This is a genomic window from Marinactinospora endophytica (genome assembly GCF_054780875.1).
Map to the genome: position 1 here is coordinate 26,771 of NZ_BAAGVM010000011.1, position 12,659 is coordinate 39,429.

The 12,659-nt window shown below is 72.0% G+C and carries 12 protein-coding genes; 7 read left to right on the forward strand and 5 right to left on the reverse strand.

Annotation, left to right across the window (positions count from 1 at the left end; genetic code table 11):
* Positions 1–38: 38 nt before the first annotated feature.
* Positions 39–1,757: an alpha/beta hydrolase gene (locus ACYVHU_RS19485; RefSeq protein WP_498949193.1), complete on the reverse strand. Its 1,719-nt coding sequence runs from the start codon at positions 1,755–1,757 to the stop codon at positions 39–41.
* Positions 1,758–1,961: 204 nt separating this feature from the next.
* A complete protein-coding gene (locus tag ACYVHU_RS19490) occupies positions 1,962–2,408 on the reverse strand; it encodes an Hsp20/alpha crystallin family protein (RefSeq protein WP_498949194.1) in 447 nt (148 codons plus the stop codon).
* 109 nt (positions 2,409–2,517) lie between these two features.
* Between ACYVHU_RS19490 and ACYVHU_RS19495 the strand changes: the two genes are divergently transcribed.
* Positions 2,518–2,883: a MerR family transcriptional regulator gene (locus ACYVHU_RS19495; protein WP_498949195.1), complete on the forward strand. Its 366-nt coding sequence runs from the start codon at positions 2,518–2,520 to the stop codon at positions 2,881–2,883.
* Positions 2,884–2,919: 36 nt separating this feature from the next.
* Here the strand turns inward: ACYVHU_RS19495 and ACYVHU_RS19500 are convergent, their stop codons facing one another.
* Positions 2,920–3,843: an ADP-ribosylglycohydrolase family protein gene (locus tag ACYVHU_RS19500; RefSeq protein ID WP_498949196.1), complete on the reverse strand. Its 924-nt coding sequence runs from the start codon at positions 3,841–3,843 to the stop codon at positions 2,920–2,922.
* A 126-nt stretch (positions 3,844–3,969) separates the two neighbouring features.
* Positions 3,970–5,262, reverse strand: coding sequence for a multidrug effflux MFS transporter (locus ACYVHU_RS19505; protein ID WP_498949197.1), 1,293 nt, complete (start codon positions 5,260–5,262; stop codon positions 3,970–3,972).
* 492 nt (positions 5,263–5,754) lie between these two features.
* Here ACYVHU_RS19505 and ACYVHU_RS19510 point away from each other — a divergent pair, with 492 nt between their 5' ends.
* A complete protein-coding gene (locus ACYVHU_RS19510; protein ID WP_498949198.1) occupies positions 5,755–7,104 on the forward strand; it encodes a cytochrome P450 family protein in 1,350 nt (449 codons plus the stop codon).
* A 23-nt stretch (positions 7,105–7,127) separates the two neighbouring features.
* Here ACYVHU_RS19510 and ACYVHU_RS19515 read toward each other — a convergent pair whose 3' ends face one another.
* A complete protein-coding gene (locus ACYVHU_RS19515) occupies positions 7,128–7,499 on the reverse strand; it encodes a hypothetical protein (protein ID WP_200813467.1) in 372 nt (123 codons plus the stop codon).
* Positions 7,500–7,576: 77 nt separating this feature from the next.
* On the opposite strand from ACYVHU_RS19515, the gene ACYVHU_RS19520 reads away from it, so the two are divergent.
* The 5 genes from ACYVHU_RS19520 to ACYVHU_RS19540 all read left to right on the forward strand — a co-directional run bounded on the left by ACYVHU_RS19520 (position 7,577) and on the right by ACYVHU_RS19540 (position 12,544).
* Positions 7,577–8,365, forward strand: coding sequence for a ZIP family metal transporter (locus ACYVHU_RS19520; protein WP_498949199.1), 789 nt, complete (start codon positions 7,577–7,579; stop codon positions 8,363–8,365).
* A 177-nt stretch (positions 8,366–8,542) separates the two neighbouring features.
* Entirely contained in the window at positions 8,543–9,547 is a 1,005-nt protein-coding gene (locus ACYVHU_RS19525) for a sporulation protein (protein ID WP_078759626.1), read from the forward strand.
* A gap of 133 nt (positions 9,548–9,680) precedes the next feature.
* Positions 9,681–11,522: a bifunctional metallophosphatase/5'-nucleotidase gene (locus ACYVHU_RS19530; RefSeq protein WP_432941206.1), complete on the forward strand. Its 1,842-nt coding sequence runs from the start codon at positions 9,681–9,683 to the stop codon at positions 11,520–11,522.
* 29 nt (positions 11,523–11,551) lie between these two features.
* Complete coding sequence (locus ACYVHU_RS19535) at positions 11,552–11,740, forward strand: hypothetical protein (RefSeq protein ID WP_078759619.1); 189 nt, start codon at positions 11,552–11,554, stop codon at positions 11,738–11,740.
* A 633-nt stretch (positions 11,741–12,373) separates the two neighbouring features.
* On the forward strand, positions 12,374–12,544 hold the full coding sequence (locus ACYVHU_RS19540) for a hypothetical protein (protein ID WP_159457183.1): 171 nt from the start codon (positions 12,374–12,376) through the stop codon (positions 12,542–12,544).
* The last annotated feature ends 115 nt before the right edge of the window (positions 12,545–12,659 follow it).

Consider the following 12,659-nt stretch of genomic DNA (forward strand, 5'->3'; position numbering starts at 1 on the left):
GCCTCGGCGTCGGACGTCAAGGGAACTCGCTAACCGCGTCACCGCTCTGCATGCGTATCACCGGGTTCCTTATCGGGGGTGGATCGGCGTGGATGCAACAGGAGGTCGCGCAGGCGTTCGGTGTCGTGGTCGGTCCAGTGCGGGGGGTCGGTGAGCGCGAGCCAGGAGTCGAGCTGCTCGGTCCCATAGGCGTGGCCGTGCCCCTCGGGGACGCGGGTGGACACCGCCATGTCGGCGGTGATCTGCCACCAGGTGATGATGGGACGCCACCTGAGATCTTCGGACACGTCGGGGCCGTGGGGCGGGTCCATCCACTCGGGGCGGGAGAACAGCAGGTCTGTCGACCACAGCACGATGGGGTCCGACGGGTGCTGGAGGTAGACGACGGCGGGCCGTCCGGCCGTGTCCACGGTGCCGTCGCCGGTGAACGCCACCTCCTCGCCGTCCCCGTACACCGGCAGCCAGACCGGGCTGGTCGGATTCCGCCGGGCCACGACCTCCGAGTGCAGCCGGCTGGACTGGGGCGGGCCCACCCACAGCACGCCGTCGGTGCGCGCCATCACCTCGTCGATGTCGTCGAAGGCGGCCTCGCCCCCGAGGACGCCCAGGCTCTCGCCGTAGAGCAGCAGGAGGGGGCGTTCCCCCTCGGGCAGCCGCGTCCAGCGCGCGTGCACCGCCTCGAACAGCGCTGTGGAGGACGCGCGGGCACGGTCGGCGTCGGCGAGGAAGGAGATCCAGCTCGGCAGGTAGGAGTACTGGACGGCGGCGATGGCGGTGTCGCCGTTGTAGAGGTATTCGATCGACGCGGCCGCGTTGGGATCGACCCACCCCGTCCCGGTGGTCGCCGCCACGACCAGCACCGAGCGGCTGAACCCGCCGGTGCGTTCCAGCTCACGCACCACGAGTTCGGCCCGTGTGGCGGGATCCGGTGCCGAGCGCAGGCCGGCGTAGACCCGGATCGGATCGGCCGCGGGCCGACCGCTGAACGAGCTCAGGTGCTCGGCTCGCGGTCCCCTGCTGACGAACTCCCGTCCGTACAGCCCCAGCCCCTCCCAGGTCACCGCGGAGCCGGGGCCGGCGCTGCGCGTCGCCTCCACGGGAGGGCCGCCGTGTTCGGGTTCCTGCTGGTCCACCTGGGAGAAGAGGGCGTCGGAGGCCCCGATGAACAGGTGGAAGACCGGGTACTGGATCGTCCACGCCGTCGCCGTCGCCACGGCGGCGGCCCCCAGCACGGCCGCGGCGAACGGCGGGAACCAGCGGCTCAGCCGCCGGGCGAGGATCCGGGCCGCCAGGCGCAGGAGCCGGCCGGCCACGATCAAGCCGGCGAACAGGGCGCCGCCCACCGACAGGATCAGCAGGTAGTGCGGCGGGCCGGGGCTCTGCATGCCCATGAGCAGGCGGAGTTCGGTCTGCCAGGCCGCGGCGCGCCAGAACATCCACGGGGTCCCGCTGCCCGCGGCCAGCACCAGCAGCCACCACAGGGCGCGCCTTCCCCGCACCGGTGGTCGCCACTCGACCCGGCGGAGCGGCCCGGCGACCGCCAGTGCCCATAGTGCTCGCAAGAGGGCGTAGCCGATGGTGGCCAGGATGCCGCTGAGCAGCGCTTGGTAGAACCAGGGACGCGGGAGCAGGGAAGGGAGGAGGGAGAGCCAGAAGAACAGCAGCGCGCCGCACAGTCCCGCGGGATGGCAGGCCGCCCGGGAGCGCAGACGGCGCAGGGTCGTGCTGAAGTGTGGCGGGGACCGCCGGATGGACATGGTGCGCTCCTGTCGGCCCGTGCCCTCCGGTGGCGACTGGCAGATCCTTCGGTGATCGCCTTCCTTTTCCACGGCGGCAGGCTACCCCGCGCGTCGCCGAGACGGGTATGCCCGACATGGCCGGAAACGGCGGTGGGGGAGTGTCCGAACCCCGGAACCAGGCCAGGGGAGCGTCCGGGGTTCGGACCTTCCGACCGGGGGGCCTCAGGCGGTGATGCGCCGGGGCTGCTCTCCGCCCGATGCGATGCTGATCTTGCGGGGCTTGGCCTGTTCGGCGACCGGGATGCGCAGAGTCAGCACGCCATCGGTGTAGGAGGCGTCGATCCCGTCGGCGTCCAGGGTCTCGCCGAGGAAGAGCTGCCGGGAGAACGAGCCCGTGGGGCGTTCGGTCACCACGACCTCGCGGTCCTCGCGGAGGAGCTCGGGACGTTCGGCCCGGACGGTCAGTACGTTGCGTTCGACCTCGAGGTCGATGGAGTCGGGGCTGACCCCCGGCAGGTCGAAGTGGATGACGAAGGTGTCGCCGTCACGGTAGGCGTCCATCGGCATCGGCAGGGCCGAGAGATGGCCGGAGTCGCCCAGGAGCCGCTGGGTGAGCCGGTCGAACTCACGGAACGGGTCGGTGCGCATCAGCATTACTGTCACCTCCATCGTTTCCGAAGATAACCTGATGCGACCTCACGCAGGTTTTATACCGCTCCCCGTAGACGATAAACATCCATACAGAAGAAAGTCGGGAGACGAATCGGAGGGAGGGGCGTTGACCCGAGACGAAGCCCCGGAACCCGGTGGTCGGGAGGAGAACGGTGGAGGGGACGGCGTTCGGCCGCACCCCGACCGCGCCCTCTACGCCATCTCCGTCGCTGCCGAACTCGCCGGCATCCCCCCGGCGACCCTGCGCGCCTGGGAGGCCAAAGGGCTGTTGACACCGCGGCGCACCGACGGCGGAACCCGCCGCTACAGCGAGAACGACATCGCGCGCTCACGGCGCATCGCCGAACTCTCCGCCCAAGGCGTCAACTCCAGCGGCATCAGGCAGATCCTGGAGCTCCAGGACGAGAACGCCCGCCTGAGTGGGGCCGCCTCCTCCGCGACCGGCGACGGGCCCGGCGCCGGTCAGGACTGAGCAGGAATCCGCGGCCTCCCGCCCCGCCGGGCGGGGTCAGGCCGTCCCGACACCATCCTCCCCGGCCGTGCTCCAGGAAGGGAGCTCCTCGCAGGCCGCCAGCCACTCCCGTGGCACGCCCCGAACCCCGCTGCGCGCCGCCACGACCCCCGCGGCGATCGCGCAGGTGGTGTCCCGGTCCCCCAGGCCGGCGACGGTCGCCCACAGGGCCTCGGTCAGGTCGTCGAGGTGTCCCGCCGCGCTCCACAGCGCGAAGGGGACGGTGTCCTGGGCCGACAGGGCGCTTCCGTCGCCCAGGACCGCCGCGGCGTGGGCGGGTACGGTGTCCGATGCCAGCCGGGCGGCCTCCTCCAGCCGGCCGCGGACGGTCGAGCGATCCAGGCGTGCGGCGATCCGGGTGAGGAACTCCCGGGGCTGGGGGGCGGCCGCGTCGCGGCCGCGTACCGCCAGCGCGGCGGCGAGGGCCACGGCCACCGCCCCGTTGATCGCCTCGGGGTGGGTGTGGGTGACCACCGCCGAACGGGCGGCCTCCTCGGCCGCGCGGTCGAGGTCGGCGGAGAAGAAGGCCCCCAGGGGGGCCACGCGCATGGCCGCTCCGTTGCCGTGGGATCCCTCCCCGCCGAACTGTGCGCCGGCGAGCTCGCGCCAGTCCGCGCCGGCGGCGACCGCGCGCAGCATCCGTTCCACCGAAGGTCCGTAACCGCGGGAGGGGTCGTGCCGGTGGACGAAGGCGGTCACCAGCGCGTCCTGGTCGATCCGGCCGTGCTCGGCGAGGACCTCCACAACGGACAGGGCCATCTCGGTGTCGTCGGTCCAGCGCCACGGGGCGCGGGTGAGAACACGGTCGGCGATGGCCCGTCGAGCCTGTTCCTCGGGGAGGAAGTAGCCTTCGCCGAAGGCGTCGCCAAGCGCCAGTCCGCGGAGGGTACGAGCCGCGTCGTCGAGCCGTCCGTCCACCATCGGGTCTCCTCCTGCGGCGGGAAACCGGATACAGGTCAGCCTATCGGCCTGGTCCGGCTCGGCGTGATGGCCCTGCCGGCCGTCACCGCGCCCCGGCGCGTGCCACCTCGGGGGCCGGCGTGGAGATCAGGCCGTCGCGTGCGCGTGGGCGCGACCGCGCAGCAGCGCGCACAGGAAGCTCAGCGCCGCCGCCACCGAGGTCGCGAGCATGATCACGATCATGCCGCCCAGGGTCGCGTGACCACCGCTGATGACCCCGGCGAGGGAGGCGAGCCCACTGCCGATTCCGAACTGCAGCGCGCCGACCAGCGCGGAGCTCGTACCGGCGAGCGAGGAGGGCTGGCTGGAGATCGCCATCGAGGTCGCGTTGGGGGAGACCAGGCCGGTGAAGAACATCATCGCGAACAGCACGACACTGCTCGTCACCAGCGTCGCGTTGCCGCTGACGTCCAAGAGGGCCAGGAGCACCACGGAGGTGAGGGCCCCCACCAGGCCCGTCGTCAGACGACGGGAGGCGTGCATGCGGCCGATCAGCGCCGCGTTCACCTGGCTGCCCAGGACCATGCCGAGCGTGTTGAGCGCGAAGACCAGGCTGAACTGCTGGGCGGAGGCGCCGAACTGCGACTGCGACACGAAGGAGAAGGTCGAGATGTAGGTGAAGGACATGGCGAAGCTGAGCGCCATGGTCAGGGCCGGGAGCATGAACGCCGGATCGCGCAGCAGCCTGCCGAAGGAGCTGACGGTGACCGAGAGACGCTGTGGCCGGCGCTCGCTCTTGGGCAGGCTCTCCGGCATCCCGAAGAACACCAGGACCAGGCTGACCAGCCCGGCGGTGCCCAGCGCGGCGAAGATGACGTGCCAGGAGCCCAGGAGCAGGAGCTGTCCACCGATGACCGGTCCGATGAGCGGCGCGATTCCGGAGATCAGCACGAGGCGGGAGAAGAACCGGGCCGCGGCGTCGCCGTCGAAGGCGTCGCGCACGACGGCCCGCGAGATCACCGCGCCGGCCGACGCGGCCAGCCCTTGGACGAAACGGATGACGGTGAGGGCCTCCGCGGACGGGGCCACCACGCACAGGAACGAGGTGAGGGTGAAGACCCCGACACCGACCAGCAGCGGGAGACGGCGCCCCCACATGTCGCTCAACGGGCCGATCATCAGCTGGCCGAGGGCCAGGCCGATCATCATCGCGGTGAGAGTCAGGTGGATCTGTGCCTCGGAGGCGCCGAGGTCGGCCGAGATCTGCGGGAAGGCGGGCAGGTAGAGGTCGGTCGCCAGGGAGCTGGTCGCCGACAGCATGCCCAGCACCGCGACGAGCAGGGCCACGAAACGACGTGACCGTGGAGGGTCGGTTGTGGTCTCGGGCGGGGCGGCGGACTCCGGGCGCACGCTGGTCAGGGCCACGGGAGAACTCCTCATGACATGGAGAAGGCAGAAACAGGAGAAAGCGACTGCGAAGAGCAGAGAAGGTGATGGAGAAAAGGGGCGGAAGGTAATGGCACGGTCCGCCCGGCACCACGTCCGTTTCTAACCGATGCGCACCCCGGTCTCATCCGGATGTTCCGCGATTTCAAACGTGTGCTTCGTCACGAGATGGACGGGTGGATGTAAAGCCTTGGCAAGGCGCGGTTTCCGCACCGGAAACGTTCGCCGTTCGCTGAGACCTCGCTCACCAGCGCCCCGGATGTGACGGGGGCGGGGCGCTGTGACCGGGGGGAGGCCCGGGACCGATGTGCCTGCTGCCGGACATCTCATCGCCTGTCCTGTTGACGCTGTTTGTCCTACTCCTTCCGGGGCAGACGTGTCCGGGGCGTCGGTGGTCGGAGACGAAACCGCCTCCGCCCCCCGACGCCCCGATCCCGACGGCCGGCGCCTGTGACGCCCGGCCACGCAGCACCGATGAGGAGTCGCATGCCCGTGTCCAGTCACACCCCGCTCCCCCAGGCCACGGCCGCGGACAGCTTGAGGGTGGCCCTGAGCGTGCTGGCGCCCAACGTGGCGCGCGGTGTCATCCTCCGGCGCCGTCCCATGGTCGCCCTCGCCGCCAAGGTCGACGCGGATCGGCACGCCTCCCGGTTGCTGCGCCGGCTGCGGACCCGATACGGGACGGGCCCCCTGTGGATCGACGTCCTCGGGCGACGCATGCTGCTGCTCCTGGACGCCGAGCACGTGGGCCGGCTCCTCGCCGAGACCCCGCAGCCGTTCACCCCCGCCAACCGTGAGAAGCGCGCGGCGCTGGCGCACTTCCAGCCGCACGGGGTCCTGATCTCCCGCGACACCGAACGCGACGAACGCCGTCGCTTCAACGAGACGGTCCTCGAAGCCGACCGTCCGGCCCACCATGAGGCTGCCGCCTTCCTGGCCAAGACCCGGGAGGAGGCCGCGGCGCTGCTGGAGGAGGTCGACGCCACCGGCCGGCTCACCTGGCAGCGGTTCCACCCGGCCTTCTGGCGGGTCGTCCGACGGGTGGTGCTGGGCGACGCCGCCCGCGACGACCACCAGGTCACCGACCTGCTCGACAAGCTGCGCTCCGACGCGAACTGGGCCTATTTCCACCCGGGGCGCGGCCGCCTACGCGAGCGTTTCGCGCGCAGGCTGTCCGCCCATCTGGAGCGTGCCGAAGAGGGGAGCCTGGCCGCCCGGCTCGCGGCGACGCCGAGCACGGACGGGACCCGGCCCCAGGGACAGGTCCCCCACTGGTTGTTCGCCTTCGACGCCGCGGCCATCGCCGCCTTCCGGGCGCTGGCCCTCCTGGCCACCCACCCGCGGCAAAGAGGGCTGGTGCGCGCGGAACTCGACGGTCGCGATCCGGCTTCCGTCCCGGACCTGGTGTCGGCGGTCTACCTGCGCGCCTGCGTCCTCGAGTCGGTCCGGCTGTGGCCGACGACGCTCGCCCTGCTGCGCGACAGCACGGCTCCGACCGAGTGGGGAGGCTCCCACGTGCCGCAGGGGACGCCCTTCCTCATCCTCACCTCCTTCTTCCAGAGGGATCCCGCGCTGCCCTACGCCGACGCCTTCACCCCTGAGGTGTGGTTGGACGGACGGGCGGACGCGAATTGGGCCCTCGCCCCGTTCAGCCGTGGCCCGGGCCACTGCCCCGGCCAGAACCTGGTGTTGCTCGTGACGACGGCGCTGCTGGCGGAACTGGTGCGTCAACGGGACTACCAACTGGCCGAGCCGTCCGATCTCGACCCCGGCCGGCCGCTCCCGCACACCCTCGACCACTTCGCGTTGGACTTCCGGGTGACCCCTGCGCGCTGATCTGCGGCCCAAAGCCGCCCGGCTCAGTCCAGGTCGAGGCTGAGCTGGGCCGGATCCACCACCCGGGGCGCGGAGCCGCCGCCCGCGCGCCGGGCCTGCCGGCGCGCCCGGCAGCGTCGGCAGGTGACCTCGGCGCGCGTGGGACGCAGGCGGGTGGGATCCCCACCGTGCACCCCGACATGGCAGGCCGGGGCCGGCATCGTGGCGCCGCCGATCCAGGAGACCTCCTCCACCGCATGTACGACCCGCGAGCCGCCGACGACGGCGTTGTGCCCGCGAAACGCCTCGCTCTGCCGACGGGCCAACGCGGCCAGTACCTCGATGAGCGGTTCTGCGTCGGACGGTGTCTGCGCAGGTCCCTGCCCGGGGAAGGGCAGCGGTTCGAAAGCGGGCATGCTTCCAGCATCCCCCATGGGGGTGACATCCGCGTCCTTCCCGTGGCGCGTCGCCCTGCTCGTGCCCTCGCGTGCGCATGACCAGGGGTTCGCCGGGCAGCGGGACGGGCATGGCCGGAGTCATGGAAGCGGGCGGATGGGGTTTCCTCGCCGGGTTCGCCCTGCTGATCGGAGCGGCCGTCGGGTTTTTCGTGCGGGTGCGCCCCAAGGTCCTGGCGTCGGTGATGGCCTTCGGGGCCGGGGTGCTGCTGTCGGCGGTGTCGTTCGAGCTGGTCGCCGAGGCGCACGAGCGGGCGGGGATCGTTCCGGTCGTGGTCGGCTCGTTGGCCGGCGCGGTCCTCTACACCGCCGGCAACGTGGTGCTGGCTCGCAGGGGCGCGCGGCACCGTAAGCGCTCCGGGGGACGGCAGCCTTCGGAGGAGCAACAGCCGGGGTCGGGCAACGCGATCGCGCTGGGAGCGCTGCTCGACGGGGTTCCGGAGTCTGTCGTGATCGGTACCAGCATGCTGGCCGGCGGTGCGGTGAGCGTGGTGACCGTGGCGGCCGTCTTCATCAGCAACGTTCCCGAAGGGCTGTCCAGCGCCGCGGGTATGCGCCGGGCCGGCCGTGGGCGCGGGTACGTCTTCGGGCTGTGGACGGCGATCGCCGTGGCGAGCGGGATCGCGGCCATGCTGGGGTACGGTCTGCTCGGTTCGGCTCCCGACGAGGTCGTCGCCGGTATCACCGCCTTGGCCGCGGGGGCGATCCTGGCGATGGTCGCCGACACGATGATCCCCGAGGCCTTCGAGGACGCGCACCTGCTGATCGGTCTGATCACCGTCGTCGGCTTCCTGCTCGCCTTCGCCCTGTCCAGTTCGGGGGCCTGAGCCCACGGTCGGGACGGCGCGCGGCGCGGATCGGCCACGAGAAACCCGCGGGAGCCGGAACCGCCTGTGGGGACGGGGCGTTGGAGCCGATGAAAGTTCCGGTGCGCCATCACGTCTGCGGGTGGCGGTGGAGGGACGGGTCGGCCGAAGGGGCCGGTTCCGTCTCGGAAGGGCGAAATGGTCTTCAAGCGCGTTCTCTCCATGTTTGGTGTTGGTGGTCCCACGGTCGACACGGTGTTGGCCAACCCCGAGGTGCGTCCGGGGACGTTCCTCGAAGGACACGTCGAGCTGGCCGGGGGCGAGGTGGACGTCGATATCGAGGAGATCGTCCTCGCCCTGGTGAGCCGTGTCGAACTCGACGGACATGACGCCGAGGTGGGCGCGGAGTTCGCGCGCATCCCGGTCGCCGGCTCCTTCCGGCTCGCGGCGGGGGAGCGCCACTCCATCCCGTTCCGCTTCCCGATCCCCTGGCAGACCCCGCTCACCGAGGCCGGCGGCGGCTCCCTGCCAGGGATGGTCCTGGGCCTGCGTACCGACGTCGTCGTCGACCGCGCCGCCGACAAGGGCGACCTGGACCGGGTGCTCGTCCACCCTCTACCGGTCCAGGACCGCGTCCTTGAGGCCCTGCACCGGCTCGGATTCGTCCTGAAGGGGGCCGACGTCGAGGCCGGGCACCTGGCCGGGACGGCCCAGGAGTTCCCGTTCTTCCAGGAGATCGAGTTCCACCCCTCGCCGCGTTACGCCCACGAGGTCAACGAGGTCGAGGTCAGCTTCGTCGCAGATCCGCACGGCATGGACGTCATCATCGAGTTCGACCGCCGCGGGGGGATGTTCACCGAGGGGCAGGACCTCTACGGGCGGTTCCGGGTCGAGCACGCCGAGGCCGGGTACGACGACTGGACCGCCAAGGTCGACTCCTGGGTGGCCGGGGCGCTGGAGCGCCACCGCGCCCTCTTCGGGGGCCACGGCCACTACGGGTACGAGGGCGGCCATTACGGCTACGAGGGCGGGCACCCCGGCTACCACGGCCACGACGACCACGGCGGCAGCGGACTGGGGACCGCGGCGGCCGTCGGACTGGGCGTGGCCGGCGGTGTGGTGGCCGGAATGGTCGCGGCCGAGGTCGTCGACGAGATCGGTGACTTCTTCGAGGGCGAGGAGGACGAGGGCGACGAGGAGTAACGGCCCACGGCGGGGCGGTCGGTGACCCGACCGCGACCTTTTCCCGCCCGCTCCGTTCTCTCGCGGGCCTAGCATGGACGGTTCCCCGGCGATTCACGGGGAGTGACCGCGTACCTCCGGACAGGAGCCGTCCATGACGAGAACCGCCTCCCAGACCCGCCGCGTCGTGGCCGTGGCCGTGGCGTTGGTGCTCACCGTGGGGGCCGCCCCGCCGGCTGCGGCGGCTTCGGCCGGGCAGCACGCCGACCGGGCTGACTTCACGCTGACGATCCTGCACAACAACGACGGCGAGTCGCAGCTGCTCGGCGCGCCCGCCGATCCCGACTACGGGGGCGTGGCCAGGTTCGCCACCCTGGTGCGCCAACTGCGCGAGACCGAGCGCGATCCGGCCAACGCGGGCGCGGGCGAATCACGTCGGCGCGGCGTGCTCACCCTCTCATCCGGGGACAACTTCCTGGCCGGTCCGCAGTTCGCGGCGAGCCTGGACAAGGGGGTCCCCTTCTACGACTCGCTGGCCGCCGGCCGGATCGACTACGACGCGGTCGCGATCGGCAACCACGAGTTCGATCTCGGTCCCGACATCCTCGCCGACTACGTATCGGGTGTGCCGGGACGACCCCCCTTCCTGTCGGCCAACCTCGACGTGTCGGCCGAGCCGGCCCTGGCCGGACTCGCCGAGCAGGGCGGAATCGCCTCCAGCACGGTCGTGCGCCAGCGCGGCGAGCAGATCGGCGTGGTCGGCGCCACCACGCCGGCGCTGGCGTCGATCTCCAGCCCGCGCGACGTCGTGGTCGACCCCGATGTGCGCGGCGCGATACAGGCCGAGGTCGACGCGCTCACCGCGCGGGGGATCGACAAGATCATCCTCATCTCCCATCTCCAGGGCATCCATGAGGACCGCGCGCTCCTCGCGCGGCTGCGGGACGTGGACGTGGCCATCGCCGGAGGCGGCGACGAGCTGCTGGCCGCGGACGACGATCCCCTCGTCCCGGGGGACACCATCACACGCGACCCTCAGACGGGGGAACCGCTGCGCTACCCGCTGTACGCCGTTGACGCCGAGGGCGTCGACGTTCCCGTGGTGACCACCGCCGGCGACTACAAGTACGTGGGACGTATCGTCGTGGACTTCGACGCCCGAGGGGTCGTCACCTCCGTGGCCGAGCGTTCGGGGCCGGTGCGCGTCTCCGGCGTCGGCGCGGACGCCGTCCGCCCGGACCCGGTGGTGCGGCGCCAGGTGACCCGGCCGGTCGAGGACTACGTCGCCGGGTTGCAGGCCCGGGTCGTGGCCTCCAGTGATGTGGCGCTGGAGGGGAGACGGGATCCGGGCGTGCGCACGCGGGAGACCAACCTCGGCAATCTCCTCGCCGACGCGCTGCTGGACGCGGGGCGGGACCAGGCGGACCGGTACGGGGTCGCGGCGCCGCAGGTGGCCCTGCAAAACAGCGGGGGGATCCGCAACAACGCGCTGATCCCTGCGGGGAGCGTCACCGAGCTGGACACCTACGCCGTCGCGCCCTTCGCCGACTTCGTCGCGGTCGTCCCGGACGTGCCGCGGGCCCAGGTCAAGGAGCTGCTGGAGAACGCGGTCTCCTCCGCGCCCGCCGCGGACGGCAGATTCGCCCAGGTGGCGGGGGTGCGCTTCACCTACGACCCGGCGCGCACCGCACAGCAGGTGGACGACGCGGGCACCGTCGTGCGGGCGGGGGAGCGGGTGCGCGAGGCCACGTTGGACGACGGGACCGTGATCGTCGCCGACGGTCAGGTCGTGGACGGTGCCGGAATCTCGATCGTCACCAACGACTTCTCCGCCCGCGGTGGCGACCAGTACCCGTTCCGGGGCCTGCCCTTCACCTCGGTGGGCATGACCTACCAGCAGGCGCTGCTCGGTTACCTGACGGAGGAACTCGGCGGCCGTGTCACCGCCGCGGACTATCCCGAAGGGGGCGAGGGGCGGATCGTCCGGATCGGATGATCCCCGGCGCGGGGGGGTAGGGGGCGGTCATGAGTGAAGCAGACGACCACCCCCTCACCCCCGATCCGCCGCTGCCGCCGGGCGACCCCGGACTCCCCGCGTCGCTGGAGGACTCGGCGCGTCCGGTCGACCGGCCGCAGGGAAAGGTCGAGGGGGAGGACCGCAAGCCTGACGAGGACGAGATCGAGGATTCCGCCACCCCCGAACCGCCGGACTAGGCGGAGGGCCGCCGGGGACGCGGGACCGCCCTCCACGGGCGGCCGTTGGAGGGGCCGCGGCTCCGACGGGCTCGGCCCGGGGACTCCCGGGGCGGGCCGGCGAACCTGGGGCAACCCTTCGGGGCCGCGCTCCGGCCGGCGGCGCCCGCGCGAAGAGGCGCCGACCCCGAAGGCGCGGTTCCGGCCGGGTCCCGTACCGACGCCCCGGCGCATCGTGTCCACATCCGGTCTCCCCGTGAGCCGTGCCGAGGCGTGGCGTCCGCTCCGGCGGGCCGCCGTCGACGCCCCTGTCCACGTGCTTTCCCAGGGGACGGATCCCTCGTTCCCCGCAGGCCCTTATCGATCCCGTGAGGCGGATCGTCCCTCGTGAGCCGGTCGAGGAGCTAGAGAACGTCCCGCCGCGGTTCCCGCGCCCTTTCCGCCGGGGGCCGCGCCGTGCCCCTTCGACGAGTCCGCGAAGGACGGGGAAGGGACCGGTTCCCCTGTCCCTCGCTTCTCTTGGACGCGGCGCGGTCGGCCTGTGCGCGCGCGGCAGACCCCGTTCCCCCTGTCAGAGGAGACCTTTACCCTGGGATGTCGGAAAACGCCGCAGGACGCTGCGGACGACGACCGAACGAACCGGAGGAGCCGCCGGTGAGCGAGGCGACCGAATGGGAGAAGCTCTCCGACGACGAACTGCTCGACCGCGTCCTCGACGAGATCGACCGGGACCCTTCCCCCCAATGGCTGGGACGGGTCTTCGCCGCCATCCGCGCGGCGGGCCCGGCCACTCCACACCGCGGGGGTGCTCAGGAGACCTCGTGACCACGTGTCCCCTTCCGGGGCCGGCCCCCCATGTGACAGCGGGGTCCTCAAGGGTAGGGGCGTCTCCTGACACGGGTGTCCGGGTGCGACCCGGCACGGGGAACGAGGTGAGGAG

Coding starts and splice junctions, on each gene's coding strand:
- ACYVHU_RS19525 (WP_078759626.1), top strand. CDS start 8,543: ATGGTCTTCAAGCGCGTTCTCTCCATGTTTGGTGTTGGTGGTCCCACG.
- ACYVHU_RS19485 (WP_498949193.1), bottom strand. CDS start 1,757: ATGTCCATCCGGCGGTCCCCGCCACACTTCAGCACGACCCTGCGCCGT.
- ACYVHU_RS19515 (WP_200813467.1), bottom strand. CDS start 7,499: ATGCCCGCTTTCGAACCGCTGCCCTTCCCCGGGCAGGGACCTGCGCAG.
- ACYVHU_RS19535 (WP_078759619.1), top strand. CDS start 11,552: ATGAGTGAAGCAGACGACCACCCCCTCACCCCCGATCCGCCGCTGCCG.
- ACYVHU_RS19500 (WP_498949196.1), bottom strand. CDS start 3,843: ATGGTGGACGGACGGCTCGACGACGCGGCTCGTACCCTCCGCGGACTG.
- ACYVHU_RS19490 (WP_498949194.1), bottom strand. CDS start 2,408: ATGGAGGTGACAGTAATGCTGATGCGCACCGACCCGTTCCGTGAGTTC.
- ACYVHU_RS19530 (WP_432941206.1), top strand. CDS start 9,681: ATGACGAGAACCGCCTCCCAGACCCGCCGCGTCGTGGCCGTGGCCGTG.
- ACYVHU_RS19510 (WP_498949198.1), top strand. CDS start 5,755: ATGCCCGTGTCCAGTCACACCCCGCTCCCCCAGGCCACGGCCGCGGAC.
- ACYVHU_RS19505 (WP_498949197.1), bottom strand. CDS start 5,262: ATGAGGAGTTCTCCCGTGGCCCTGACCAGCGTGCGCCCGGAGTCCGCC.
- ACYVHU_RS19520 (WP_498949199.1), top strand. CDS start 7,577: ATGACCAGGGGTTCGCCGGGCAGCGGGACGGGCATGGCCGGAGTCATG.